20 protein-coding genes, 1 tRNA gene and 2 rRNA genes are annotated in these 26,035 nt (G+C 59.7%); 8 read left to right on the top strand and 15 right to left on the bottom strand.

Annotated elements, in window-relative coordinates:
- The first annotated feature begins 16 nt into the window (after positions 1–16).
- The 5 genes from ACUN0E_RS07850 to ACUN0E_RS07830 all read left to right on the top strand — a co-directional run bounded on the left by ACUN0E_RS07850 (position 17) and on the right by ACUN0E_RS07830 (position 3,739).
- On the top strand, positions 17–718 hold the full coding sequence (locus ACUN0E_RS07850) for an SDR family oxidoreductase (protein ID WP_408240227.1): 702 nt from the start codon (positions 17–19) through the stop codon (positions 716–718).
- A gap of 2 nt (positions 719–720) precedes the next feature.
- Positions 721–1,680 carry a 3-hydroxyacyl-CoA dehydrogenase gene (locus ACUN0E_RS07845; RefSeq protein ID WP_445566184.1) on the top strand — a complete coding sequence of 320 codons (960 nt, stop codon included), beginning with the start codon at positions 721–723 and terminating at the stop codon, positions 1,678–1,680.
- A gap of 85 nt (positions 1,681–1,765) precedes the next feature.
- A complete protein-coding gene (locus tag ACUN0E_RS07840) occupies positions 1,766–3,094 on the top strand; it encodes a short-chain fatty acid transporter (RefSeq protein WP_408240221.1) in 1,329 nt (442 codons plus the stop codon).
- Positions 3,095–3,146: 52 nt separating this feature from the next.
- A complete protein-coding gene (gene catC, locus ACUN0E_RS07835) occupies positions 3,147–3,431 on the top strand; it encodes a muconolactone Delta-isomerase (protein WP_408240218.1) in 285 nt (94 codons plus the stop codon).
- 11 nt (positions 3,432–3,442) lie between these two features.
- Positions 3,443–3,739, top strand: a complete 297-nt coding sequence (locus ACUN0E_RS07830) for a YciI family protein (RefSeq protein WP_325046042.1) — start codon at positions 3,443–3,445, stop codon at positions 3,737–3,739.
- A gap of 102 nt (positions 3,740–3,841) precedes the next feature.
- Here the strand turns inward: ACUN0E_RS07830 and dhaK are convergent, their stop codons facing one another.
- The 9 genes from dhaK to ACUN0E_RS07785 all read right to left on the bottom strand — a co-directional run bounded on the left by dhaK (position 3,842) and on the right by ACUN0E_RS07785 (position 13,565).
- Positions 3,842–5,548: a dihydroxyacetone kinase subunit DhaK gene (dhaK, locus tag ACUN0E_RS07825; protein WP_445566183.1), complete on the bottom strand. Its 1,707-nt coding sequence runs from the start codon at positions 5,546–5,548 to the stop codon at positions 3,842–3,844.
- 350 nt (positions 5,549–5,898) lie between these two features.
- Positions 5,899–5,975, bottom strand: a tRNA-Val gene (locus ACUN0E_RS07820).
- 113 nt (positions 5,976–6,088) lie between these two features.
- Positions 6,089–7,579, bottom strand: coding sequence for a M81 family metallopeptidase (locus ACUN0E_RS07815; protein WP_445566182.1), 1,491 nt, complete (start codon positions 7,577–7,579; stop codon positions 6,089–6,091).
- On the bottom strand, positions 7,576–8,856 hold the full coding sequence (locus ACUN0E_RS07810) for a Zn-dependent hydrolase (RefSeq protein WP_445566181.1): 1,281 nt from the start codon (positions 8,854–8,856) through the stop codon (positions 7,576–7,578). The genes ACUN0E_RS07815 and ACUN0E_RS07810 overlap by 4 nt, the downstream gene beginning before the upstream one ends.
- Before the next feature lie 33 nt (positions 8,857–8,889).
- The gene (locus ACUN0E_RS07805) at positions 8,890–9,591 is read right to left on the bottom strand and encodes an ABC transporter ATP-binding protein (RefSeq protein ID WP_445566180.1); all 702 of its coding nucleotides are present in this window, start codon (positions 9,589–9,591) and stop codon (positions 8,890–8,892) included.
- On the bottom strand, positions 9,588–10,355 hold the full coding sequence (locus ACUN0E_RS07800) for an ABC transporter ATP-binding protein (RefSeq protein WP_408240203.1): 768 nt from the start codon (positions 10,353–10,355) through the stop codon (positions 9,588–9,590). Before ACUN0E_RS07800 ends, ACUN0E_RS07805 begins: the two co-directional genes overlap by 4 nt.
- The gene (locus tag ACUN0E_RS07795) at positions 10,352–11,419 is read right to left on the bottom strand and encodes a branched-chain amino acid ABC transporter permease (protein WP_445566179.1); all 1,068 of its coding nucleotides are present in this window, start codon (positions 11,417–11,419) and stop codon (positions 10,352–10,354) included. Before ACUN0E_RS07795 ends, ACUN0E_RS07800 begins: the two co-directional genes overlap by 4 nt.
- A complete protein-coding gene (locus ACUN0E_RS07790) occupies positions 11,416–12,276 on the bottom strand; it encodes a branched-chain amino acid ABC transporter permease (protein WP_408240199.1) in 861 nt (286 codons plus the stop codon). Before ACUN0E_RS07790 ends, ACUN0E_RS07795 begins: the two co-directional genes overlap by 4 nt.
- Positions 12,277–12,356: 80 nt before the next feature.
- Positions 12,357–13,565, bottom strand: a complete 1,209-nt coding sequence (locus ACUN0E_RS07785; protein WP_408521112.1) for an ABC transporter substrate-binding protein — start codon at positions 13,563–13,565, stop codon at positions 12,357–12,359.
- A gap of 266 nt (positions 13,566–13,831) precedes the next feature.
- Here ACUN0E_RS07785 and ACUN0E_RS07780 point away from each other — a divergent pair, with 266 nt between their 5' ends.
- Complete coding sequence (locus ACUN0E_RS07780) at positions 13,832–14,677, top strand: FadR/GntR family transcriptional regulator (protein WP_445570398.1); 846 nt, start codon at positions 13,832–13,834, stop codon at positions 14,675–14,677.
- Positions 14,678–14,727: 50 nt separating this feature from the next.
- On the opposite strand, the gene ACUN0E_RS07775 is transcribed toward ACUN0E_RS07780, so the two are convergent.
- The 4 genes from ACUN0E_RS07775 to ACUN0E_RS07760 all read right to left on the bottom strand — a co-directional run bounded on the left by ACUN0E_RS07775 (position 14,728) and on the right by ACUN0E_RS07760 (position 20,863).
- Positions 14,728–16,353, bottom strand: coding sequence for a carboxylesterase/lipase family protein (locus ACUN0E_RS07775; RefSeq protein ID WP_445566178.1), 1,626 nt, complete (start codon positions 16,351–16,353; stop codon positions 14,728–14,730).
- Between the two features lie 52 nt (positions 16,354–16,405).
- Positions 16,406–17,542, bottom strand: a complete 1,137-nt coding sequence (locus ACUN0E_RS07770) for a porin (protein ID WP_445566177.1) — start codon at positions 17,540–17,542, stop codon at positions 16,406–16,408.
- Positions 17,543–17,693: 151 nt separating this feature from the next.
- Complete coding sequence (locus ACUN0E_RS07765) at positions 17,694–19,034, bottom strand: MFS transporter (protein ID WP_445566176.1); 1,341 nt, start codon at positions 19,032–19,034, stop codon at positions 17,694–17,696.
- A 116-nt stretch (positions 19,035–19,150) separates the two neighbouring features.
- On the bottom strand, positions 19,151–20,863 hold the full coding sequence (locus ACUN0E_RS07760; protein WP_445566175.1) for an FAD-dependent monooxygenase: 1,713 nt from the start codon (positions 20,861–20,863) through the stop codon (positions 19,151–19,153).
- Positions 20,864–20,967: 104 nt separating this feature from the next.
- Here ACUN0E_RS07760 and ACUN0E_RS07755 point away from each other — a divergent pair, with 104 nt between their 5' ends.
- Both ACUN0E_RS07755 and ACUN0E_RS07750 read left to right on the top strand, forming a co-directional pair.
- Positions 20,968–21,900, top strand: coding sequence for a LysR family transcriptional regulator (locus tag ACUN0E_RS07755; protein WP_445566174.1), 933 nt, complete (start codon positions 20,968–20,970; stop codon positions 21,898–21,900).
- A 239-nt stretch (positions 21,901–22,139) separates the two neighbouring features.
- The gene (locus tag ACUN0E_RS07750) at positions 22,140–22,604 is read left to right on the top strand and encodes a hypothetical protein (RefSeq protein ID WP_445566173.1); all 465 of its coding nucleotides are present in this window, start codon (positions 22,140–22,142) and stop codon (positions 22,602–22,604) included.
- Between the two features lie 129 nt (positions 22,605–22,733).
- Here the strand turns inward: ACUN0E_RS07750 and rrf are convergent.
- A 5S ribosomal RNA gene (rrf, locus tag ACUN0E_RS07745) occupies positions 22,734–22,846 on the bottom strand.
- A 200-nt stretch (positions 22,847–23,046) separates the two neighbouring features.
- Positions 23,047–25,926, bottom strand: a 23S ribosomal RNA gene (locus ACUN0E_RS07740).
- Positions 25,927–26,035 lie beyond the last annotated feature (109 nt).

Genomic DNA, 26,035 nt, shown 5'->3' with positions numbered 1-26,035 from the left:
ACCCTGAATCCGAAACATGGCCAAAGAACGAGTTTTGATTACCGGCGGCGCTGCCGGCATCGGCGCGGCATGCGCTGAGCGTTGCAAGACGGATGGTTACGACGTGGTCGTGATCGATCGCGTCGGCAATGGACTGATTGCCGATCTGTCGGACCCGCAGGCAACAGCGGCGGCGCTCGAACGCGCACTCGAAAACGGTCCGATCACGCGTCTCGTGAACAACGTCGGCGTCGTGATGCCAGCGACTGCGGAAGAGCAATCGCTCGAAGAACTCGAACGCGCGTGGGCGCTCAACGTGCGCTGTTCGCTGCAATGCATGCAGGCGTTGTTGCCGGGCATGAAGGCAGCGGGGTTCGGTCGCATCGTGAATATGTCGTCGCGCGCGGCGCTCGGCAAGGAATTGCGCACCGCCTATTCGGCAACCAAAGCCGCACTGATCGGCATGACGCGTGTGTGGGCGCTCGAACTCGGCGCGTTCGGCGTCACCGCCAATGCGATCGGTCCGGGCCCGATCCGCACTGAACTGTTCGATCGCGCGAATCCACCGGATGCACCGCGCACGCGCGCGATCATCGACAGCGTGCCGGTCAAGCGTGTGGGAACGCCGGAAGACGTCGCGCATGCCGCGTCCTATCTGCTCGATGCACGCAGCGGGTTCGTCACGGGCCAGGTGTTGTACGTGTGCGGCGGTATGACTGTCGGCGTCGCGGGAGTCTGAGCATGGACGCACAGGCTACGCGGCGTGTGGGAATTATCGGTGGTGGGAGTATCGGCATTGCCTTCGCCGTGGTATTCGCGCGGGCCGGCTGGCAAGTGCGTCTATTCGATCCAGCGGCCGAGCGGCGTGAACTTGCGCAGGCCGAAGTCATGCAACGGCTTATCGAGTTGACGCGCTTCGGTCTGCTCGACGAATCCCCCCACGATGTAGCAGCACGCGTTGAAATCGTCGCGACTTTAGAAGAAGCAGCGGCTGACGCCGATCTCGTGCAGGAATGCGCACCGGAGCGTGAAGAAATTAAACGTGAGTTGTTCATCGAACTCGATCGCGCTGCGCCGCCGCAAGCGATTCTGGCGAGCGCGTCGTCGTTTCTGGCGACTTCACGCTTTGTCGATGAAACACTGCCGGGTCGTGGCCGGTGCCTCGTCGCTCATCCGGGCAATCCGCCGTATCTGATTCCCGTCGTTGAAATCGTGCCCGCGCCCTTTACCAATGACGACGCCGTTATCCGTGCAATCGGCCTCTTCACCGAGGCCGGCCTCAAGCCGGTGCGCGTCGCGAAAGAAGTGGAAGGTTTCATCTTCAACCGGCTGCAAGGCGCGTTATTGCGCGAAGCGTATTGCCTCGTGCGCGACGGCGTTGCGTCAGTGGACGACGTCGATACCGTCGTACGCGAAGGACTGGGGTTGCGCTGGTCGGTGATCGGGCCGTTCGAAACCGCCGATCTGAATACGCGCGGCGGCATCGCTTCGCATGCGCAGAAGATGGGACCGTCGTATGCGCGCATGGGCGCGGAGCGCGGCCAGAACGATCCGTGGACGCCGGAACTCGTCGCCGGCGTGGAAGCCGCGCGACGCAGCGCGTTGCCGCTCGAACAGTGGGAACAACGCGTTGCGTGGCGTGACCGCGCATTGATGAGGCTGGCCCGCTATCGCAAGGACTCCGCTCAAAACGATTCATAAGTCACATCCGGATTCATCCACTGTATCCGTCGTACCCGCCGCATGACCCGATAAATACTATTCGACCAAAGCTAGAGACAGTCACATGCAGAAAATTACCGCTTTCTTCACGGAGCTGATGCGCAAGTATCTGCCCGATCCGTTCGTCTTCGCCATCGGCCTCACCCTGCTCACGATGATTCTCGCCGTGCTGGTTCAAGGCCAGGCGGTGAGCGCGCTCACGCTGAGTTGGGGTAAAGGCTTCTGGGCGCTGCTCGCGTTTACGACGCAAATGGCTGTGATTCTCGCGATGGGCTATGTGCTCGCCACCGCACCGCTCACCGAACGCTTTCTCGATCGACTCGTCGCTCGGGTGCACGATCCGCGCATGGCGGTGATCGTCGCGACGCTCGTTGGCGGTATCGGCAGCTACCTGAACTGGGGCTTCGGTCTGGTGATCGGTGGGATCGTTGCGCGCAAGCTGGCGATGAGCATCAAAGGCGTGCATTACCCACTGATCATCGCGTCGGCCTATAGCGGCTTTACGATGTACGGTCTCGGTTTGTCGGCGAGTATTCCGGTGCTGATCTCCACCAAGGGTCACCCGATGGAAGCGCAGATGGGTGTGATTCCGCTGTCGGAAACGATTTTCTCGCCTGCGATGCTGATCACGAGCCTCGTCGTCATCATCACACTGCCGCTGCTGAATGCCTGGCTGCATCCCAAGCCGGGCCAGCCGGTTACGGAGATCGACCGTGCGTTGAACGACGCGCCCAAAGCAATGGCACCGGCAGTGGATGTCGACGAAAGCAACACGATTGCCAATCGCCTGAACAACAGCCGCCTGCTGAGTTACCTGATCGGCGCCATCGGCGTGGTCTACGTGGTGCTGTACTTCCACGGCGGCGGTTCCATGGACCTGAACCTGATCAACTTCATCATTCTGTTTCTGGGCATCATCCTGCTGGGCACGCCGATTCGCTATGTCGAGAAGCTGAACGAAGGCATTCGCACGATCGGCGGCATCATCCTGCAGTATCCGTTTTATGCGGGCATCATGGCGATCATGGCGTCTTCAGGCCTGGTCAACACGTTCTCGCATTTCTTCGTCAAGATCGCGACGCCTGCGACGTTGCCGTTCTGGGGCTTGATCAGTTCGTTTTTCATCAATTTCTTCGCACCTTCGGGCGGCGGTCACTGGGTGATTCAAGGGCCGTTCATGATCGAGGCGGCCAAGTCGATTGGCGCATCGGTGGCACATACCGCGACCGCCGTGATGCTCGGCAACGCATGGAACGATCTGGTGCAGCCGTTCTGGATCCTGCCGGCGCTCGCGCTGTCGAAGCTGAAACTGAAGGACATCATGGGCTATACGGTCATCATGATGTTCTGGATCGGCATCGTGTACACCGTGGCGATTCTCGCCTGGGGTTGAGCAAACATGCGGCCGCCGCAAGGCGGTCTATTCATTCGATGGAGAAGTTCGAATGCTGTATCTCGTTCATATGCAGGTTCAGATTCCTGCCGACGCCGATAAGGCACTCACTGATCGCCTGAAGGCCGAAGAGAAGGCGTTTTCGCAGAAGCTGCAACATGAGGGCACGTGGCGTCATCTTTGGCGCGTGGCCGGACAGTACGCGAATTACAGTGTGTTTGACGTCGAGTCGAACGACGAGCTGCATACGCTGCTCAGTTCGCTGCCGCTGTTTCCGTATATGGTTGTCAACGTTACGCCGCTCGCGCAGCATCCGTCCGCTATCGCGCCGAACTGAAAGGAACACGCATGCCCTATATCATCGAAACTTTCGACAAGCCCGGTCACGCCGACGTCCGCACGCGCGAGCGCGAGACGCACCTGGCGTTTCTGGAAAAGAACAAGGCGCTGCTGCTCGCCTGCGGCGCAAAGCTGAACGACGACGGTAGCGGCGCGGGCGGCGGCGTGTATGTCGTCGATCTGGAAACGCGCGAGGAAGCTGAAAAGTTTATTGCCGCCGATCCATTTTCTCTGGTCGACTTGTTCGAGCGCGTGACGATCACGCGCTGGCGCAAGGCGTATTTCGATGGCGAGTGCTGTCTTTGAGTTAGGCGTATGCGCGTGGGCCCGGCGTTAGTCGTACGGGCTTTTGCATGTTTTTGCGGCCGTGGTTGTCGGTGCTCGGTGCTCGGCTAGCGATTTAGCCGCTCAATCAGCCAGCGCCGCGCGAATCGCAGCGAGCCACAACGCCACGGCATGCGCACCCGGGTCCGCATAACCGAGCACGCGATCGCCAACATAACTCGACCGTCCGCGCCGCGGATGCATCAATGCTGTTTGCGCCGCGCCTTCGGTTGCAGCATCGACCGCTGCTTTCAATACCGCGTCAAGCCCGTCTTCTGACTTGGCGAGCGCAGCGTGCAATGCATCGGCGGCGGGTTTCAGCGCGTCGACCATCGTGCGATCGCCCGGATGCGCACCGCCTAAATCCATCAATCCAGCGACGCCATCACTAAACGCCGCCGACCACACCCTCGCCGACGATCCACCCGATTGTTCGAGCGCGACCGCGGCGCGCAACAACATCACTGCGTAAAGCGGGCCCGACGTGCCGCCGACCACGCGCCGGACTGTTGCGGACATACTGCGCAACACGGCGCCCGGTGTTGTTTCCGCAGGATAGGTATCGAGTTCATGGAGAATGCCACGCGCCCCGCGTGACAGACTGATACCGAGGTCGCCATCGCCGACGCGTTGATCCATGTCGGTCAAGGTGGGTTCGGCTTCGAGCAGGCACGCGCAAACGGCTTCGATCACGTGGCGCAGAGTTGCCTCCCGCGTGAGTGTCGCGCCGTTTGTACGATCGGGCGTAGCAGGTGCGGGCCGCACAGAAACCTGCGCGACGCGCCCGCTCAGCGCGGGCCATGCGCTGGTGTGCGCGGCGGCGTCGAGCCAGCCGAGCCGCTCGTCGTCCACGCGCAGCAATGTCAACGAGACGCCCGACATCTCGAGCGCGCTCAGGAATGTACCGGCCCACGCACGTTCGACATGGATGCCGTGTGCCCCCAGATAACGAAGCGCAGACCCGGCCACGATGCTCAATTCGCTGGCAGGCGTGCCGCCGAGATTGTTCACCAGCAAAGCCACCCGCGCGCCAGGTTGCAACGACAAGTCGTCGACGATCTTCGCCAGCAGTCTTTCGACGATGGCGTCGGCGGGTTCCAGCGCGCCGCGCTCCACACCGGGTTCGCCATGAATGCCGAGGCCCCATTCGATTTCGCCATCGGCCAGCTCGAAGCCCGGCTTGCCTGCGGCCGGCACCGTGCACGGCGTGAGCGCGACGCCCATTGTGCCGAGCGAGGCGGCCACGTCGCGCGCAATCTGTGCAACCTCGGTCAATGGACGTCCTGCTGCGGCGACCGCGCCGGCAATCTTGTGAACCAGCACGGTCCCCGCGAGCCCGCGACGGCCCGCGTGGTCACCGCTCGCCGTCAAGGCGACGTCGTCGGCGACGATCACCATTTCTGTGGGGATGCCTTCCGTGCGTGCGATCTCGGCAGCGAGGCCGAAGTTGAAGCGGTCGCCCGTGTAGTTCTTCACGATCAGCAGAACACCCGCGACACCGGCTACCGCGCGGATCGCGTCGAGCACGGCGTCCGTGGAGGGCGACGTGAACACCTCGCCCGCTACCGCTGCACTCAGCATGCCATGACCTACGTAGCCGCCATGAGCCGGTTCGTGGCCCGAGCCGCCACCCGAGATCAACGCGACTTCTCCGCGCGCGGCAACAGCCTCGGCGTCGGCGCGCACGACAATCGTGCTGCCTTGCAACAACAAGAGATTGGGATTGAGCGCCGCGAGTCCGTCGAGCATGTCGGGGACGACTGCGGAGACGTCGTTGATGAGCTTCTTCATTGTGTCAGCATCCTATTAAGCTGCCGGCGCTATGTCGCGAGCTCACGGCAGTTTATGCAGTTGCGAAACCTGAAGGCTCAACTGTACCAAGCATTGGAAGAATGCGACGTGAAGCGGCGGCAGTACTTACGCAAATGCCCCGGCATGCGTGACCGCCATGCGCTAGTGAAAATGCATCGACATGCAGCGAGCGCGCGAAGACATCGCGAACGAGTCAAGCTGTGGCGAAATACAAGCAATACGGAGGGGAGAGACTGGCGGGACGGTCGCACGATGACAATGTGCGCCTAGGAAGCAAGAACATGACAGCAGACGAAAGCTGAACCGCTTTCGTCTGCGTCACTATGCGTTGGTAGGCTCGATTGGATTCGAACCAACGACCCCCACCATGTCAAGGTGGTGCTCTAACCAACTGAGCTACGAGCCTTTAGAGGCGCGAATTATAGAGACTCCGGGAGCGACGCACAAGTCCCACACAGCAAGTATGTTTGCGAGCGGGGGTTCATTGGGTTCGCCGCGCGGTTCCTCAAGCAACTCGCTTCAGTTCGTCGACGCCCACTCGGTCTGCGTATCCAGCGGAAAAACCGGCCGCCTCACGTGTTTGAACTTGAACAGCCCGTAATCCGAACTCGTCACGCCGCGGCTATCGCACTCCACCAACGCTGCGGCGATCGGCACAAAGACCGGGCGGCAGTACATGCGCGATTTGAGCAACAGGAAACGCGCACGGCGCGGATCGATGCCGACGCTCTCGAATACGCCGAGATCCCATGGTTCGTGCGTGCGCTCGGTCATCACGAGCTTGACCGTGCCGGTGTCGAGTACCGCCGCGCGCCCCATGAACGCACGCTGACCTGTGTAGGTCGGGCCGCTGATGATGTATTCGCCATCGGTCAGCGCACGCACCACACCGGTCACGGCAACCGGTGGCTGCGGGGTCACCGCGCTGCCTGAGACCTTGTTGCCGATCGTCACCGTCACCGTGCTGCCGACGCCCGCCGCCATCAGTGCCGCGACGGCTTGCGGATCGCACAACGGCCCACTGACGATCCCTTCGAGCTTCTGCTTGAGCGCTTCGTCCAGCAGATCCATCGTGTCGCACGTGCCGCCCGACATGCAGTTGTCGCCATGATCGAGCAACAGCACCGGTTTGTCGGCGCCCTGCGCAAACGCTGCGGCCTGCGCCACCGACTCCGCCAGCGGCGCGCTGCGATAAACGAAATCCTCGCGCTCGTTCCATATCTGCCGCGCGATGCGTTCCGCCACCGCTTCCGCCTGCTCACGCTCACCGTTCGCCACCACGACGATGCTGATACACGGCGCCTCGATATCGGCTAGCGAGAAACCGGACAGCACCGACACCGCGAGCATGCCATTGGCCTCTGCTGCGCGTGCGGCGTCCACGGCACGTTTCATCGCGCCTTCGGCCGTCGCACTGCGCAGCGTATGCGTGAGCAACGGCGGTTGGCGCCACGCGATCACCGGCTTCGCGTTGCCGTGGACCAGGTCGAACATCAGACGCGCCGCATGCGCGCCAGTCTCGTACATATCGACATGTGGATAAGTTTTGAAACTGACGATCACGTCGGCGTTATCGATCATCTTTTGCGTGACGTTGCCATGCAAATCGAGTGCAACCGCAATAGGTGCATCAGGCAATGCGGCGCGTACGCGTTCGAGCAGATCGCCCTCACCGTCGTTCGAATTCTCGGCGACCATCGCGCCGTGCAGGTCGAGCATCACGGCATCGCAACCTGTTGCGGCCGCAACGATCGCGTCGCAGATCGCGTCATAAGCGGCGGCCTCGACCCGGCCGCTCGGATTCGCCGATGCGGAAATGGGCGTCACGATCCCGGCATGCTCGCGCTCGGCTGCGTCGATGAACGCGGCCATTGCCGTCTGCATGCCCTTGTTTTCCTTGAACGCATCTTCGCCGTAGGTCGGGCCGTTGCGGCCGAACGCTGCAAGCGGCGTGGCCACCGGCGAGAACGTGTTCGTCTCGTGATTCATCCTTGCAATCAGGATCTTCATACCTGCGTGCTCCCTGCCGTTTGTGCGGCGTTCAGCATGGCCTGCAACAGAACGTTGCAGCCGGCTTCCAGGTGATCCGCACGCGCATCTTCGATTTCGTTATGGCTAATGCCGTCCTTGCACGGCACAAAGATCATGGCGGCCGGCGCCACACGCGCGAGGTAGACGGCGTCGTGGCCGGCGCCGCTGATGACATCCATCGACGAAAAACCGAACGTGTCCGCACCGCGCTGAACTGCGGCGACCAGATCCGCCGCAAACGGTTGGGGTGGGAAATACACCACTTGTTCGACGTCGACGGTGATGCCTGCCTGCTTACCCGCGGCCGCGCAAACAGCGCGTAGCGCGGCATCCATCTCAGAGAGCGAGGCATCGTCGGCTGCCCGCAGATCGACCGTGAGGGTGACGCGGCCAGGAATCACGTTGCGCGAATTCGGATGCACGTCGAGCCAGCCGACCGTCCCGCGTCCATGCGGCGCGTGATCGAGGGCAATGCGATTCACCGCATGAATCAGATCCGCCGCGACGAGCAACGCGTCGCGGCGCAGCTCCATCGGCGTGGGGCCCGCGTGCGCCTCCATGCCGTGCACCGTCACGTCGTACCAGCGTTGACCTAACGCGCCCTGTACGACGCCAATCGTCACGTCATGCGCCTCCAGCACGGGCCCCTGTTCGATATGCGCTTCAAAGTACGCGCCGACTGCATGGGGCTTGCCGTTTTCGCCCGTATAACCGATTGACGCGAGTGCGTCGCGCACCGAAATGCCCTCGCGATCGCGCTGTTCGAGCGCGTGCTCCAACGTGAACGCACCCGTGAACACGCCTGAGCCCATCATCACCGGCACGAAACGCGAGCCTTCTTCATTGGTCCATACCGCGACTTCCAGCGGCGCGAGCGTCCGCACATTGGCGTCGGCCAGCGTGCGCAACACTTCGAGACCGGCCAGCACGCCGTAATTGCCGTCGAATTTACCGCCCGTGGGCTGCGTATCGATGTGGCTGCCGGTCATCACCGGCGGCAGGTCGTCACGCAAACCCGCGCGACGCGCGAAGATATTGCCGATCGCGTCAATTCGCACGCTGCAGCCAATCTCCTTCGCCCACGCTTTAAATAGGTCGCGCGCCTTACGGTCCAGTTCGGTCAACGCGAGCCGGCACACACCGCCTTTATCCGTCGCGCCGATTTGCGCGAGTTGCATGAGACTGTCCCAGAGCCGCCCGCCGTCGATACGCAGATCAGCGAGCGTCCCGGCGGTTGTTGATTCATGAACTTGCATCGATGCTTCCTCTTAGTGAAGACTGCGTACGCGTCAGACGACGCCGACGCCGAGATAACGGTCCTTGATCGAATCGTCGGCGGCGAACGAAGCGTTGCTGCCTTCGTAGACGATCACGCCCTGTTCGATGATGTAGTGGCGATCCGCAAGTTGCGTGCAGACTTCCAGGTTCTGCTCGACCAGCAGAATCGCGACGCCCGCTTCACGAATCAACTTGAGTTGTGCGACGATCTCTTCGACGATCACCGGTGCGAGACCTTCAACCGGTTCGTCGAGCATCAACAGTCGCGGATGATTCATCAACGCGCGACCGATCGCGAGCATCTGCTGTTCGCCGCCGGAGAGTTGCGCGCCACCGTTCGTACGCCGCTCTTTCAGGCGCGGGAAGATTCGGTAGATATCGTCGAGTTGCCAGGGTGAATCCTTGCGCGCGCCGAGCCGCAGATTTTCTTCGACAGTCAACAGACGAAAGACGCCGCGATGTTCGGGCACGAAGCACACGCCGCGCGAAGCGATCTTGTGCGACGGCATGCCGGCAATTGCATTGCCGTTAAATGTCACCGTACCTTGCTGTGGCGCGATCACACCGGCAATGGCCTTGAGCGTGGTCGACTTACCGGCGCCGTTACGGCCTAACAATGTGACCGTCTCGCCATCGTTGATTTGCAGGGACACACCTTGCAGGATGTGACTCTTACCGTAGAAGCCGTGAATCTGCTGCACGTCGAGAATCATGCACGGCCTCCGGTGATCATGTTGCCGAGATAGGCGCTGCGTACACGCTCGTCGCCGCGAATATCGTCCGGGCGTCCTTCCACCAGCACGCGCCCTTGCTGCATGACGGTGATCGTGTCCGAGATGTCCATCACAATGCCCATGTTGTGTTCGATCAGCACGACGGTGTAATCGTCGCGCAGGCCACGGATCAGTTGCTTCATGTCCTCGAGGTCGTCGATGCCCATGCCGGAAGTCGGTTCATCCAGAAAGATCGCCTTGGGCCGCGCAGCGAGCGCCATGCCGACCTCAAGCCGCCGCTGCTGACCATGCGACAGCGCGCCCGCAGGCACCTCGCTAAAGCGCTGCAATGCTAGGCGTTCAAGCACACCGTCGACAGTATCCGCATGGGTGAGCGCGCCATGCGGCGGCGTCCACGCGTTCAACGCACGCACCGCGTCGACACCTTGCGCGGCGAGCCGCAGATTCTCGCGCACGCTTAGATTGGCGAACAGGCTCGTCACCTGAAACGAACGCGCGACGCCGCGGCGCACGCGTTTATGATCGGGTTCGCGCGTCACGTCATGGCCGTCGAAGATGATCTTCCCTTCGGTAATGGGCAACGTGCCTGTCAACACGTGAAACAGCGTCGTTTTGCCCGCGCCATTTGGACCGATCACCGAATGCACGGTACGTGGCATGACGCGCAGATTGACTTCGGAGAGCGCCGTGAATTTGCCATACCGCTTCACCACACCGCTCGCTTGCAGAATCGCTTCGCTCATACGCGCTCCCTGGCTGCGCGGTCACCGGTATCGTTGTCAGCATCGACGGATGCTTTGCGCCGCAGTGCTTGCCAGATTCGTTCGCCCAAACCCCATAGCCCGCGCTGCATGAAAAGGCTAACGGCGATCAGCACGATGCCGAGCAGCAACAGCCAGCGCGGCCACAGCGTGGACAGCCAATCGGCGAACAGCACATAGAACGCCGCGCCTAGCACCGACGCGAACAGATTGCCGGTCCCGCCGATCACGGTCATCACGAGAATCATCTCGCTCGTGTGGTAATCAATGTTGGACAGCGGCGCGATACCGGTCATCAGTGCATGCAACGCACCAGCGAGGCCCGTCACCGCGCCAGAGATCACGAACGCCATGAGCTTGAAACGTTTGACGTCGTAGCCGACCGCGGCCGCGCGCGCCTCGTTGTCGCGGATCGCCAGCAGCGTGCGGCCGAATACCGAATGCGAGACACGCATTAGCAACCAGAACACCACGAGGAACAGCACGGCCACGAACCCGTAGTACTGCCACGGCGAGGTCAACGGCACGAGTGCTTTGCCGAACAACCCCAGTGCCGGGCGTGGGATGTCGAGCAAGCCGTTGTCGCCACCGGTCAGATCGGGCGTGGTGTAAGCGAGGAAGTAGAAGAGTTGCCCGAATGCGAGCGTCAACATCACGAAGTACGTGCCGCGCTGACGGATCGAAAACCAGCCGACCAGTGCAGCGGCAACTCCGCCGGCCACGATCGCGGCAAAGAGTGCCACGGGTATCGGCATCGCCGTTCTAGTGAGGACAAGGCCCGCGCAATAGCTGCCGAGCCCGAAGAAAATGCCCTGGCCGAACGAGAGCAAGCCCGTGTGGCCGAGCAGCAGATTGCAACCGAGTGCGGCGAGCGCGAACACCAGCACTTCCGTAGCAAGCGATCCGGAGCGTAGCGTGAGAGGCAGCACGCACACGACCAGCAGCGCAAACAACAGGAAGCGATAGCGATGCAACGCGTGTTTCAAGCTACGTTGAGCCGGCCGGGAAGAGGCGGCTTGCACGCCAGGTTTCGAGGTATCGATCATGCCGCTCTCCCGAGCAGACCATTCGGGCGTAATAACAGCACCGCGGCCATCGCGACATAGATCATCAACCGCGCGCCCTCCGGCCACAGCGTACTCATCACGCTCTGCACGATTCCAACCAGCAATCCGCCGACGAGCGCCCCCAGAAAATTGCCCATCCCGCCAACCACCACCACAACGAATGCGACGCTGAGCGCCTCGATACCCATGAACGGATCGACGCCGCGAATCGGTGCGGCGAGCACACCCGCCAACGCGGCAGTGGCGGCGCCCAGCGCAAACACCAGACTGAAGACGCGCGTCACGTTGATGCCAAGCAGCGACACCATCTCCGTCGATTCGCTGCCAGCGCGCACCGCGCTACCGAGCCGCGTGCCTTCCAGCACCCACCACAACAGCGCAGCCAATACGGCCGTGAATCCGATCACGAACAGGCGGTACTTCGGATACACGAAGCTGCCCCAGATCACCACGCCGTTCAGCATGTCGGGAACCGGTACATTGTCGCCGAGCGGGCCCCAGATCAGAATCGCGCATTCCTGCACGACGAGAGCAAGGCCGACCGTCACGAGAATATGAAACTCGTGCTGTTGTGCGTAAACGTGCCGCAGGATCAGCTTCTCGACAACCCACGCAAGCGCACCGACGACGATCGGCACGACGACGAGCGCAGTCCAGAAATTCATCGACCACTGCATTGCTTGATAACAGAAATACGCGCCGAGCAGATAGAACGCACCGTGCGCGAAATTCACGAAGCGCAGCAAGCCGAACACGATGGACAACCCAACCGCGAGCAGGAAATACAGCATCCCCACTCCGATGCCGTTGACGATCTGCAGGAGATAAACGTTCATGGCGTCCGTCTAAAGAGTTTAGCGATGGGGTTTCGCTAATGGGCGTGCCACAGTGTATGCAGTATTGCGGCACGGATGCATCAGGTCATCTTGCAGCCGGTCTTGTCGAGCGGCAGGAACGACTGGCCGGAACTCACGATATCCGCGTAGTCGTCGGCGTTTTTCATCTTGTTCTTCGCCTTGCCCTTCAACAGATAGTAGTTCTTCAGCACCTGATGGTCGCCCTTGCGGACTTCCTCCGGACCGGTCAAGCCGTCATACTTCATACCCTCGAGCGTCGCGGCCACCTTCTTTGGATCGACCGTGCCCGCTTTCACAATGCCGTCGAGCAAGATCTTTGTGCAGATGTAAGAACCCGCGAGGCTGTAATTGGGATTGGCCTTGAACGCGGCATTGCTGCGTTTGACGAGATCACGATTGAGCGGCGAGTCGATGTCATGCCAATACTGTGCGCCGAAATAGACGCCTTCGCACAGGTCTGCCCCGAGCGATTCGAACTGCTCCAGGCCGGAGGCCCACGCAAGCAGAATCGTGCAATTGTTCTTCATACCGAAGCTCACGGCCTGGCGCAACGTATCGGACGATTGCGACCCGAAGTTGAGAATCAGCAGTACGTCAGGCTTCGCAGCAACCGCATTCGTCAGATAACCGCTGAATTCCTTCTCGTTGAGCGAGTGATAGCTATTGCCCACATGCTCAATACCCTTCTCTTTGAAAATCGCCTTGGCCGCCGATAGCAAACCATCGCCGAATACGTACTGCGGCGTGATGGTGTACCAGCGCTTTGCTTTCGGCATCATCTGAATCAGCGGGCGCACGGTCTGTTCGATCGCACCGTAGGTCGGCACGGACCAGCGGAAAGTCGCGTCGTTGCAGTCCTTCCCGGTGATTTCGTCTGCGCCTGCCGTGGTGATAAAGATGCCGCCGGCCTTCTGCACTTCCTTGCCCATCGCCAAAGCTTCGGAGGACAAAATGCCACCGGCAAAGAAACGCGCATTCTTCTGCTGCGCGATTTCCTGCACGCGACGCACGGCTGTCGCGGGCTTGCCTTCCGTATCGAGCACGGTATAAGCAAGCGGTTGGCCGAGTACCTTGCCGTACTGTTCGATCGCGAGTTTCATGCCGAGGTCGGCGTACTTGCCGTTCGCGGCGAACGGGCCCGACATCGGCACCGGACAGGCGAACTGCAGAGCCCCGGCCTGCGCAAAAGCACTACGCGCAACCAACGAGCCCAACGTCCCCGGAACGGCCGACAATGCGGCCAGCTTCAACATATTTCGGCGATTCAAAATGACGCTCCTTAAGAAAAAGACACGCACGGACCGGCTGCGAAACTGAAAGACTGCGCGAACGACTGCGAAAGCTTGCTGGCCATCGGAAAGTTTTCCATCACGCCGACTTTATTCTATTTATCATGATAAATAGGTTGGACTCGATCGTAGGTACAATAAATTCGAGTGTCAATAAGGCAAAATTCCTGGCCGCGACGGTACGGCTTTCCGTGCCACGACGGGCCCGTTGAAAGAGCATGCAGGACAAACAGGGAGTCACGAAAATGGCCATGGACCGCGCCAGGGCTGGCGCCGCGATTGAGATCAAGCAGCAAAAGCGCGGCGATCTGGTCGCCGAGGAGATCAAGCGGCTCATTACGGAGAAGGACCTGAAACCGGGTGACCGCCTGCCGCGCGAGGTGGAACTGCAGCAGCTCTTTTCGGTGAGCAAAAGCACGATTCGCGAGGCGCTGAAGTCGCTCGAGGTACAAGGTCTCATCAAGGTGACCACCGGTCCAAGCGGCGGCGGCATGGTGGTCGAAGTGCCACTCGACCGCACGTTACAGCTCTTGCAGAACTACTTGTTCTTCAAGGATGTCTCGATCGACGACATTTACACCGTGCGTAAATTGCTGGAGCCGGAGTTGGCGGCCGGTGCGGTGCCACATCTGACGGAGCAGGATTTCGAGGCACTCGACGCGAGCATTGCGTGCTGTGATCGACCGGCTTCGTCGCGTGGCGGACAGGACATCGTGCGGCAACGTCAGGAAGACGTGAATTTTCACGACATCCTCGCGGCGGCAAATCCGAATCCGTTTCTGCGCTTCAGTTGCGAACTGATCAACGAAATGATTCGGCAATTGATCGAGTTTCGTAACGACACACCGCAAGTCGAACACGAACGCTTCGGCCTCGCCAACGTGAAGATTCACAAAGCGATCACGAAAGCGGCGCGCGAACGTGACGTGGAAAAGGTGCGCGAGTTAATGGTGGTCCACATGACCGAAGCGCCACGCTATGTGAAGCGGATGAAGGGCAAGCTGCGCGGCCGACTGATTCTCGATTCGGAGATTCGTCGGCGCGTCAGGGCGCGTAGTGTGGCGCCGGCTGATGAGAAGGAGGAAGAGTGAGCCGGATTCAGCAAGACGCGGCGGCCGCAAGCCACCGCGCACTCTGCTGACTAATTTTGCTGACTCACCGAAATCAGACCGTTGCCCCGGAAGCGATCCAGAAACTGGAAGCGCGCCGTGCCCTCTTCGGGTCCAGCCTGGATAACCGCACCTAGTCGCATAGTCTGGCTGCCCGCTCCCGCATACTGCGGCCATTGCGGCAGGCCGGCTCCATTCGGATTCCCCGTACGGGCGAAGTTCGTCCAGTATGACTGCATCGCATTGGATACTGACATATCCTGACTGCTCGCCGTGACCGCCCCTTTAGCGGGAAAATTGCCGAATACATAGGCCACGTCCGTCGAGTGCGTGGCGATTGGGTTGTACGCCGAGGTCTGTTCAAAGTGGTAGACGAACACCGGTGAATGGCCGGTCTTCTTCTGCTGCGTGACCCAACCCCACGTCTGGTACTTGATGACCTGATCGCCAATCAGCACTTGAGCCGACTGCTCCGCCTCAGCAACCGACGAAGCCGGATAGAGTTGAAGGAAGCTCGCCAGATTCGCGGCGCCGAATTCAGCCGACGCAGCATCGGTGTAAGCCTGAACGCTGGTGTTCGGCAACGCGCGATTGAAAAACGCCAGGCCTTCGTCGGCATTCCAGCCGGCGAGCAACGGTACGTCGTTCTGGCGTCCATTCATGAAGCGGACGTAGGGATTTTCAGGCAACACATAACCGTCGACGATCGGCGAATAGTTAGTCAACCCGGGATCGGTCGCAAAGGTCCAGTTGGTCGCATTCTCCAGAGCCAGCGCGGGGACGGCTCTCAGCTTGTCGAGCGTGTCGGCGTTGAACTGAGTGCCCAACGCGATGCCCATCGTCTGGGCATTGGCGTAGGGCTTCATTTCACCGTGTTCACTTTCCCAGAATGCGCCACTCTCGCCGATAGCTTTCTGGAACAGGCCGGTAGCAAGTGGCGACGCCATCAGCAAGCCCACCGAATGAGAGCCCGCCGATTCGCCGAACACGGTCACGTTAGCCGGGTCACCGCCGAACGCAGCGATGTTGTTCTTCACCCACATGAGCGCCGCGATCTGATCCTCGATACCGTACATCCCTGACTTGTGACCATTCGACTCGGCGTCGAGATCCGGTCTCGACAGGTGACCGAAAACGCCAAGCCGATAATTCAGCGTCACCAGCACCACACCTTTCTTCGCCAGTGCGGTGCCGTCCAGCGAGTCGTCCGACGCCGTGCCGAACTGAAAACCACCACCGTGAATCCACACCATCACCGGCAATTTGGCGCCGCGCGTTTTCGCACCACTCCAGACGTTCAGGTAAAGGCAGTCCTCGCTGACGTTCGCCGTCGCGATCGGACCGCCCATGGCCGCCGCGGCCCAGCATTTCGCGCCGAACGTGGTCGCATTCCGCACGCCGCTCCATGGCTGCACCGCTTGCGGTTCCTTCCAGCGTAGATTACCCACTGGCGCGGCCGCGTAGGGAATCCCCCTGAAGCTGACGATACCCGACGCGTCCGCGGGATTGCCCACGAGACTACCTGAGACAATCGTCACGTTGTTGTTTAACGGCGCGGCCGACTGTTCGGGCGTCACATCGTTGCTACCGCAACCGCCCAATACGATGGCGATGAACGATATTGCAGCGCCGCGGCGCAGTGTTGTTGTGCGAGGCATTGAGTGTTGTCTCCGTTGTATTGGCGAATCACGAGCGTCCGCTAACTGCTCTTTAGAATGAGTGCTTGATCCCCGCCATAACGCCGAGTTGTCCAATACCGGCGGCCGGCGTGGTGCCGGGGCCACCCTGACTCAGCGTATAGCGCGCCTTCGCGCTATTGAACAGATACCCGCTTTGCAGATAGACGCTGGTCCGCTTCGACAGCAGATAGGTGCCGCGCAGTGCGGTCAAGGTACCGCGCGTGTCCTGCTTTGTATCGACGGTCCGGTACACGCCACCGTCCAGCACCACAGCAGGCGTCACGTAGTACGTAGCGGTCAGATAAAAGATATCCGTATGCACGTCGGGCAACGCGGGGGCGACCGTTTCAACACGACGTCCCAGCCAGCCGCCGCCCACTTTCAACTGTCCCGCTTTGAAGTAGCCATTCAATTGCGTGCGCACATCCTTATCGCCGCTGTTGGTCAGCGCGATTGGTGCGATACCGTTGAAGATATTCGCAGCAGCGCCCGGACCACCGCGCTGTTCGTCATACGATGCCGCAACGCCGAAAAAACTCGCGTCATAGCGAAGCAGTGCTGACCATTGTCGGCAAGCCTGAGAATTTCCGGGAATCGAGCCTGCGCAGGTACCCTGACCGGGTGAGTTGCCGGTACCGGCCGAGTCGCGGCCAAACGAATAGGTCGCACCAACCGTGAGCCCACCGAATGTGCCCTTGTATGCGACCGTGTTATCACTGCGCGCGTTCGGGATATACGCATCAATCGATCCGACACCACCGTAAATATCCGGTCCAAGCGCGTCGGAATCGGCGATGGCCCAGAAGGTCATCGTGTACTGGCGACCAAAAGTAAGTGCGCCGTACTGGTTGGTCAATCCGACCCACGCCTGCCGGCCGAATAGTCGACCACCCTGGTTGATGTCGCCGGCCCTCGTGTTGAAGCCATCTTCCAATGTGAAGATCGCGGCGAGTCCACCACCCAGGTCCTCCCTGCCACGGAGCCCCCAGCGTGACGGCATCGAGCCGGTAATGCCCGGCATGCGGATGACCTTGTCGCCAGCGGCATCGGCATGCGTCACCAGCTCGATCCCGGTGTCGATAATCCCGTAAAGCGTGACGCTGCTCTGGGCATGAGCGGAACCGCTGATGGCGAGCGCGGCGGCTGCGGCAATCGTTTTGTATTTCATGTCTCCGAACCTGATCGTTGATTTTTTATGGCTGAATTGAGCTTTACATGACGTCAGCTATCGTCATGCTTCCGTGCTGCAGGCAAAGTCGCCCAGCCCGGCCGAGGTCCATTCGATAAAGCCCGGACCACGACGCGCAGTTACCGGAATGTCAGGCCTGTGCAGTGTCTGTATCGCGATAGAACCAGCCGTTAGCAAGCATCGCGACACCCGCAATGACCACGGGCGCGGCAAACGCGACGAACGCAGCCTCGACAGAATGAAATGCGACCAGCAGAACACCACCTGTCATCGAGCCGATGATCGAGCCGATACGGCCGACCCCGAGCGCCCAGCTCACGCCGGTGGCGCGTGCGGCAGTCGTATAGAAGCCGGCGACGAGCACATTGGCGCCGGTCTGTGCCCCAGACAGCCCCAGCCCTGCCATGAAGACGGTCACATAGACCCACGTGGGTTCGTTGATCGAGAAGCCAATCAACCCGATCGAAACAGCAGCCACGGCGTAGGAGCCGGCCAGCACGAAGAACGGATTCACGCGGTCCATCAGGCGTGCATTGATCAGCGCGCCGATGGTGCCGCCCAACGGCAACATGGCGCCGACACGCGCGGCGTGCGCAGCATCGATACCTGCGCTGGTGATGACAGTCGGCAGCCAGCTGCTGACCTGGTAGTAGACCCAGAGCGTGCAGAAAAACGCCAGCCACAACAGCAAGGTGCCGCTGCGATAACGACGGCTGAACAGCGTCCCGATCGCCGTTTCGCGGGCCGCACCGGTCCTGGCGTCTTCGGGTATCACCTGCTCGAAAGGCGTATCTGGGTCTCCCGTCAGCCGCCTGAGAACCTGACGCGCTTCCCGCTCGTAACGCGGCTTGCCTGCCATGAAGCGAAGTGATTCAGGCATCCAGAGCCAGACAACTGGCGTGAGCAGCAACGGAAACAGGCCACCGAAAATGAATACGCCCGGCCAGCCGAAGCTCGGAATCAGTAATGCCGCGACTGCACCCCCGAAGGCCAGCCCAAGCGTGAAGCCGCAGAACATCAGCGTGACCAGTAATGCGCGGCTGCGCGCCGGACTGAACTCGGACGACAATGTGATCGCATTCGGCATGGCGCCGCCCAAACCCGCCCCCGTAGCGAAACGCAGCCCAATCAGCCATATCGGCGACGGTGCATAAGCGCACCCGAAGCTGCCGATGCCGAACAGCACCAGCGAGATCGTAATGACGCGCTTGCGTCCGATGCGATCGGCAAGCGGCCCGAACAGGAAACTACCGATCGTCAGGCCAAATAGCCCTGCGCCGAAAATCGGGCCCAGCTGAGCTGGACTCAGTGACCATGCTTTCTTTAGCAAGGGCGCTACATAACCCACCGAGGCGACATCGAAACCGTCGGCCGCGACAACGAAAAAACACAGGATCAGCGTGAGAATTTGTAGCGATGACGTCTTTCTGTCGTCCACCAGGTTATGAGGCGTAATTGCTTGCGCATGCATTTTTGTCTCCAAATATTGGGTTCGCTTTGGTGCGAAACTATTTCTGATTTATGCGGTATATCTTTTTATTTCGAATATCTTTGCGTCGCTTGTTTTTTGACGCTGGTTTGAGTTCGCTATGCCGCAGACGGATAAGCGACATCTGTCGATGAAGCAATGCCTTCCGGAGCGCGTCCCACCGCCCTCAATGCAGCGCTCTCAAAGCTGGCATTCAGTACGTCACCGCGCCATGCAACATGCTGGTCTGGTCGTATCAGTACGAAAGCAGCCTTATAGAGTTCCGCGATGTGCACATCATCGATATGAACGACAGTGAGATCCGGAAGCGTTACTTTTGCGCGATGAAGGGGACCCTCGCATTGCCCTTCGGCACTGGCGCCGGCGCTACCCGTGCAGAGCAATGTGAAACCGGCCCCGAAACGATCGTACAGAGAGGCGCCATCGGCGAGCCACGCATGCGGTGCACGATGACCGGGCCGCGCGGATGGCACGTAAAGGTTCGCGGTATCAGGCGATTGAGGACCTGGTTCCGCCTCGACAAGCGGTGACGACTCGTAGCGCGTGCCCAGGTGAACACCTGGAATCACGAATTCGGCCGTGGCATGAAACGCGAGGTAATCGCCCACTGCAGCGCGCGCTGCTTCACCGCTTGCTCCGTTCACATGCGTCTCGGCAGGCACCTGTAAATGGCCAATGCTGTCGGCGAATCCGCGTGCGAACGCGGTGTTTCTCAGTGCGGCGGGACGGCGTTCGGCTTCGTAGCTAGTGGCGAGCGCTTCGCCCGCGATGCCCTTGATCATTGCCTCGAGTTTCCAGGCGAGATTCGCCGCGTCTTCAATCCCCGTGTTGTAACCAAGGCCGCCTGTGGGCGTGAAGAGATGGGCCGCATCGCCGGCGAGGAACACCCGGCCAACGGAGAACTGTTCCGCGACCAGCGTGAAACCCGCGGTCCACGTCGAACTGCTTTTCAACTCAAAAGGAATGTCGGCACCGATCGCTTCGGCGATACGCCGTCTAACACTGCCGTCGTCGGGCACTTCATCGTCGCGCATCTGCACGTTCATGATGAAATGACCTTGACCGTCGACTGCGATGATTAGCGCACGTTGCTTCTGGCTGAATGTCCAGTACTGCCAGGCAGGAGCGTGCGGGCTAACGCGATAGATGTCCGGAGCGTAAAAGTATACGGCGGACATCTGCCCACCCATGAATTCCCGCTTTTCGCCGGCGACACCTTCGTACCGCACGCCCAATGATTTGCGCACGAAACTGCGCGGGCCGTCGCAGCCGATCAGATAGCGCGCGGTAACGGTCCGCGTTTGTGCTGGACGTGCAGCGGTTGCATTCATTTCGACAGTCACCTCGACCGCCTCGTCGTTTTGCGAAAACTCAACGACAGTTGCACTGAAATGCACACGGCAGGTGGTATTGCTACGCGCCACATTCAGCAGAACAGGCTCGACATAGAGTTGTGAGCAGCGGTGCGGCGGCTCAGCCGTCGCCCACGTAAACGAGTGTGCTTTGGCCCACTCCACGGCATCACGCGATGCGGGCTGCGAAAGGCGAGCCAGCTCATGACCCACGATCGACGTGAAGTAAGCGACATCCGGCGCGTAGTCGCGCGGCAAACCCAGCGAACGAACGGTGGAGGAAATGCCGATACGGCGGAAATGTTCCATTGTCCGTGCGCTATTGGCGTTCGCGGCGGGGTGTGTACTGGTGCCAGGCTTGCAGTCGAATACTTCGACGCTGATGCCACGCTGCCCAAGTTCAGCAGCTAAAAACAACCCAACTGGGCCGCCGCCCACGATGATTACGTCGCAGTCCACCACTTCCGTCTCCTATCCTTTTGTGTCCGTGGTGGGACAATAAACGTCGACACTGTATAAATCTATACAATGACTTTCATATTCATTATGAAACTGGTGCATAGATGACGCCACCCGACCTTAACTTCCTGTATGTCATTCAAGCGCTGGCCGATGAGCGAAGCGTGTCGCGAGCGGCAGACCGGTTGGGTCTCACACAACCGGCGGTGAGTCATGCACTCGGTAAACTACGCACCCTGTTTCAGGACGATCTGTTCGTCCGCGCCGGTTCTGTGATGGCGCCGACACCGGTTGGCGAGCGTCTGATCGAAGGTGTTGCGCATGTGCTGAATGTCGTGCAACAGGAAATCTGGAGTGCGAAATCATTCGATGCCAGCACGTCCATCCGCACGTTCTCGGTTTGCCTGAGCGACATGGGTGTGATCGTGCTGCTGCCGAGGCTGCTGGCAGCGCTGCGCGAACGTGCACCGCTGGCTTCACTGAAGCCGATTCAGGTACCGTCCCTCGAACTCGCAAGCGCGCTTCAGGACGGCGCCGTGGATCTGGCAATCGGCTATCTCGGCAAGCTCGGAGAGAATCTTCGTCAGCAACCGCTATTTCGCCGGTCGCTGGTCGGCATCGTCCGGGGCGGCAAGACGCGCAAGAAAGTGCGCATGACGCTCGAGCAATTCATGGAGAGAAAGCATGTGGTCGCCGGCACGTTAGCACTGACCAATCAACTGCTCGAGAAAGAATTGAGGCGCCACGGCGCGCGTTTGAAAGTCGGCGTGGATGTGCCGTACCTGCTGGCGGTACCGAGTCTCGTGGCGACGTCAGACTTTGTCGCGGCCGTACCGGACGAGCTCGCGGATCTGTTCGCCCGGCTTGCCAATGTCGACGTGTTTGAGCTACCGATCGAACTACCCGATCTGACCGTGCAACAGTTCTGGCACGCCCGGTATCACAATGACGCGGGACATCGATGGTTCCGAGGGTTGGTCAACGAAACATTGCGACAGGATGGCGGGAAAACGAAAGTCAGCAGGCGAGCGGAATGAAAGCTTAGGCGCGTGAGGTGTGCCACGGTAGCGCGGTGCGCCTCGACAGCGACGTGCGCGAAGGCGACACCATCACGTCATATCTGCGATCGGCTGCTTGCGAGGCAACCGCTTGTCCCCGCAAAACGGCCGGCTGCCGGGCCTGACGGCCGGTTAGCGTGGGATTGGCGCGACGGGGCCTCAACCTTTTGCCGCCCGCGCCGTTATTGCATCTGCACAAGCATAAACATTGGACCTTCATGGCACAAGCTATCCCATTTTCCCGTAACGCCGGCGTGGCGCGTGCGCGGCATGCCAAGGCGATGCTGCTGCCGATCGCCCGGCAGATCGCCGACGACCTCGCTCTGCGCGTACATCTGGCACTCGACGCCTTGCGCCGCGGCGCCGGCAGCACGAGCGACGCGCAAACACTCACGCAAGTCATGCTGCTGGCGGGCTTTCTGGCTGAGTCTGGCTTCGGCTCGGTGACCGGCGAGCAACTTGGCGCGGCAGAGGGCGCGGTATCGACGGTTTTCGATATCGGCCGTGAGACCGGCGAGTGGAGATTGGACAGCGCAGGCTTCGCGCTTTTCGCCGAAATCACAACAAATTACGATCGGCAACTGCACAGCGCACCCCTTTGGGCGATCACCGATGCCAGCGAACGACTCGACCGCTTTACCGCAGGCTTGTCGTATCAGATGCCGATGCGGAAACGGGCTTAGCGGGATGGGATAGCTTAGGTCGGCGGGGGTCCCCCGTCGGCGATTTTTCGGCAATATTGACGCCGTTTTTGCTGCGGTAAACGCAGAAACCCCACCGTTGAGGGGTGGGGTTTCTGTTACTGCAGGGGAGCCTGACGATTACCTACTTTCACACGGGAATCCGCACTATCATCGGCGTGGAGTCGTTTCACGGTCCTGTTCGGGATGGGAAGGGGTGGGACCGACTCGCTATGGTCATCAGGCATGACTTGTTGCCGTACTGCTCGGGGAGCAATACAGCCAATCTGGAAGAAGTAGTTTCTGGTGATGCTCACCAGCGGGAGTTGTGTTGTTTCTGGCACAACACTGATCTCAACCGTGCGTCGTGTGTCCCTGCCCCCTTCGGGGGTGGTCCTGAGTAAGCACTGAAGTGCTAACTCATCACGCAAAACACACCTGTTATAGGATCAAGCCTTACGGGCAATTAGTATCAGTTAGCTTAACGCATTACTGCGCTTCCACACCTGACCTATCAACGTCCTGGTCTTGAACGACCCTTCAAGGGGCTCGAAGCCCCGGGGATATCTCATCTTAAGGCGAGTTTCCCGCTTAGATGCTTTCAGCGGTTATCTCTTCCGAACATAGCTACCCGGCGATGCCACTGGCGTGACAACCGGTACACCAGAGGTTCGTCCACTCCGGTCCTCTCGTACTAGGAGCAGCCCCCTTCAAATATCCAGCGCCCACGGCAGATAGGGACCAAACTGTCTCACGACGTTTTAAACCCAGCTCACGTACCTCTTTAAATGGCGAACAGCCATACCCTTGGGACCGGCTACAGCCCCAGGATGAGATGAGCCGACATCGAGGTGCCAAACACCGCCGTCGATATGAACTCTTGGGCGGTATCAGCCTGTTATCCCCAGAGTACCTTTTATCCGTTGAGCGATGGCCCTTCCATACAGAACCACCGGATCACTATGACCTGCTTTCGCACCTGCTCGACTTGTCGGTCTCGCAGTTAAGCACGCTTATGCCATTGCACTATCAGCACGATTTCCGACCGTACCTAGCGTACCTTCGTACTCCTCCGTTACACTTTGGGAGGAGACCGCCCCAGTCAAACTGCCTACCATGCACTGTCCCCGACCCGGATCACGGGCCAAGGTTAGAACCTCAAACAAACCAGGGTGGTATTTCAAGGACGGCTCCACGCAGACTGGCGTCCACGCTTCATAGCCTCCCACCTATCCTACACAGATCGGTTCAAAGTCCAATGCAAAGCTACAGTAAAGGTTCATGGGGTCTTTCCGTCTAGCCGCGGGGAGATTGCATCATCACAAACACTTCAACTTCGCTGAGTCTCGGGAGGAGACAGTGTGGCCATCGTTACGCCATTCGTGCAGGTCGGAACTTACCCGACAAGGAATTTCGCTACCTTAGGACCGTTATAGTTACGGCCGCCGTTTACCGGGACTTCAATCAAGAGCTTGCACCCCATCATTTAATCTTCCGGCACCGGGCAGGCGTCACACCCTATACGTCCACTTTCGTGTTTGCAGAGTGCTGTGTTTTTATTAAACAGTCGCAGCCACCAGTTTATTGCAACCCCTTCACCCTTTGCGCGCAGGCGCATCAAGCTACAGGGGCGTACCTTATCCCGAAGTTACGGTACCAATTTGCCGAGTTCCTTCTCCCGAGTTCTCTCAAGCGCCTTAGAATACTCATCTCGCCCACCTGTGTCGGTTTGCGGTACGGTCTTGTTAAACTGAAGCTTAGAGGCTTTTCTTGGAACCACTTCCAGTTGCTTCACCGCCTAAGCGGCTCGTCCCATGCCCTTGAATTGCGCGCCCGGATTTGCCTGAGCGCCTTCTCCAACACAGGAACCGGGACTTCCAACACCCGGACAACCTTCCGCGATCCGTCCCCCCATCGCATTTAACAATGGTGCAGGAATATTAACCTGCTTCCCATCAGCTACGCATTTCTGCCTCGCCTTAGGGGCCGACTCACCCTACGCCGATGAACGTTGCGTAGGAAACCTTGGGCTTACGGCGAGGGGGCCTTTCACCCCCTTTATCGCTACTCATGTCAGCATTCGCACTTCCGATACCTCCAGCGCACTTTTCAATGCACCTTCGCAGGCTTACGGAACGCTCTCCTACCATGCACATAAATGTGCATCCGCAGCTTCGGTATATTGCTTAGCCCCGTTACATCTTCCGCGCAGGACGACTCGATCAGTGAGCTATTACGCTTTCTTTAAAGGATGGCTGCTTCTAAGCCAACCTCCTGACTGTTTTAGCCTTCCCACTTCGTTTCCCACTTAGCAATATTTGGGGACCTTAGCTGGCGGTCTGGGTTGTTTCCCTCTTGACACCGGACGTTAGCACCCGATGTCTGTCTCCCGTGATTGCACTCTTCGGTATTCGGAGTTTGCTATGGCGTAGTAATCCGCAATGGACCCCACAACCATGACAGTGCTCTACCCCCGAAGGTGATACACGAGGCACTACCTAAATAGTTTTCGGAGAGAACCAGCTATTTCCAGGTTTGTTTAGCCTTTCACCCCTATCCACAGCTCATCCCCTAACTTTTCAACGTTAGTGGGTTCGGACCTCCAGTACGTGTTACCGCACCTTCATCCTGGCCATGGATAGATCACCTGGTTTCGGGTCTACACCCAGCGACTGAACGCCCTGTTCGGACTCGCTTTCGCTACGCCTTCCCTAATCGGTTAAGCTTGCCACTGAATGTAAGTCGCTGACCCATTATACAAAAGGTACGCAGTCACCCCACAAGGAGGCTCCTACTGTTTGTATGCATGCGGTTTCAGGATCTATTTCACTCCCCTCCCGGGGTTCTTTTCGCCTTTCCCTCACGGTACTGGTTCACTATCGGTCGATCACGAGTATTTAGCCTTGGAGGATGGTCCCCCCATCTTCAGACAGGATTTCACGTGTCCCGCCCTACTTGTCGTACACCCAGTTCTTCCTCGCTGTTTTCGTCTACAGGGCTATCACCTGCTATGGCGGCACTTTCCAGAGCCTTCGACTAACAATGAAGATAAAGAGTACAGGCTGGTCCCATTTCGCTCGCCACTACTCTGGGAATCTCGGTTGATTTCTTTTCCTGCGGTTACTTAGATGTTTCAGTTCACCGCGTTCGCTTCTCATGGCCTATGTATTCAGCCATGGATACCTCAATAGAGGTGGGTTTCCCCATTCGGACATCGGGGGATCAAAGCTCGTTTGCCAGCTCCCCCCCGCTTTTCGCAGGCTACCGCGTCCTTCATCGCCTGTGATCGCCAAGGCATCCACCACATGCACTTGTTCGCTTGACCCTATAACGGGTGTGTCTCGCACTGCATCCACGGGGGATGAAGTGTTTCGTCACAGTCGCTACAGGTTGAGTATTCGTGTTGCGCCGTATTCCAAGAGCAATCTTTCGAT

It is taken from the genome of Paraburkholderia sp. D1E, assembly GCF_052682275.1.
The sequence above is the reverse complement of the archived record's forward strand: the minus strand, read 5'-3'. Positions and strand labels throughout refer to the sequence as shown.

Excerpts from the sequence above, each read along its gene's own strand:
- ACUN0E_RS07850 (WP_408240227.1), top strand. The coding sequence starts at position 17 with ATGGCCAAAGAACGAGTTTTGATTACCGGCGGCGCTGCCGGCATCGGC.
- ACUN0E_RS07845 (WP_445566184.1), top strand. The coding sequence starts at position 721 with ATGGACGCACAGGCTACGCGGCGTGTGGGAATTATCGGTGGTGGGAGT.
- ACUN0E_RS07840 (WP_408240221.1), top strand. The coding sequence starts at position 1,766 with ATGCAGAAAATTACCGCTTTCTTCACGGAGCTGATGCGCAAGTATCTG.
- catC (WP_408240218.1), top strand. The coding sequence starts at position 3,147 with ATGCTGTATCTCGTTCATATGCAGGTTCAGATTCCTGCCGACGCCGAT.
- ACUN0E_RS07830 (WP_325046042.1), top strand. The coding sequence starts at position 3,443 with ATGCCCTATATCATCGAAACTTTCGACAAGCCCGGTCACGCCGACGTC.
- dhaK (WP_445566183.1), bottom strand. The coding sequence starts at position 5,548 with ATGAAGAAGCTCATCAACGACGTCTCCGCAGTCGTCCCCGACATGCTC.
- ACUN0E_RS07815 (WP_445566182.1), bottom strand. The coding sequence starts at position 7,579 with ATGAAGATCCTGATTGCAAGGATGAATCACGAGACGAACACGTTCTCG.
- ACUN0E_RS07810 (WP_445566181.1), bottom strand. The coding sequence starts at position 8,856 with ATGCAAGTTCATGAATCAACAACCGCCGGGACGCTCGCTGATCTGCGT.
- ACUN0E_RS07805 (WP_445566180.1), bottom strand. The coding sequence starts at position 9,591 with ATGATTCTCGACGTGCAGCAGATTCACGGCTTCTACGGTAAGAGTCAC.
- ACUN0E_RS07800 (WP_408240203.1), bottom strand. The coding sequence starts at position 10,355 with ATGAGCGAAGCGATTCTGCAAGCGAGCGGTGTGGTGAAGCGGTATGGC.
- ACUN0E_RS07795 (WP_445566179.1), bottom strand. The coding sequence starts at position 11,419 with ATGATCGATACCTCGAAACCTGGCGTGCAAGCCGCCTCTTCCCGGCCG.
- ACUN0E_RS07790 (WP_408240199.1), bottom strand. The coding sequence starts at position 12,276 with ATGAACGTTTATCTCCTGCAGATCGTCAACGGCATCGGAGTGGGGATG.
- ACUN0E_RS07780 (WP_445570398.1), top strand. The coding sequence starts at position 13,832 with ATGGCCATGGACCGCGCCAGGGCTGGCGCCGCGATTGAGATCAAGCAG.
- ACUN0E_RS07775 (WP_445566178.1), bottom strand. The coding sequence starts at position 16,353 with ATGCCTCGCACAACAACACTGCGCCGCGGCGCTGCAATATCGTTCATC.
- ACUN0E_RS07770 (WP_445566177.1), bottom strand. The coding sequence starts at position 17,542 with ATGAAATACAAAACGATTGCCGCAGCCGCCGCGCTCGCCATCAGCGGT.
- ACUN0E_RS07765 (WP_445566176.1), bottom strand. The coding sequence starts at position 19,034 with ATGCATGCGCAAGCAATTACGCCTCATAACCTGGTGGACGACAGAAAG.
- ACUN0E_RS07755 (WP_445566174.1), top strand. The coding sequence starts at position 20,968 with ATGACGCCACCCGACCTTAACTTCCTGTATGTCATTCAAGCGCTGGCC.
- ACUN0E_RS07750 (WP_445566173.1), top strand. The coding sequence starts at position 22,140 with ATGGCACAAGCTATCCCATTTTCCCGTAACGCCGGCGTGGCGCGTGCG.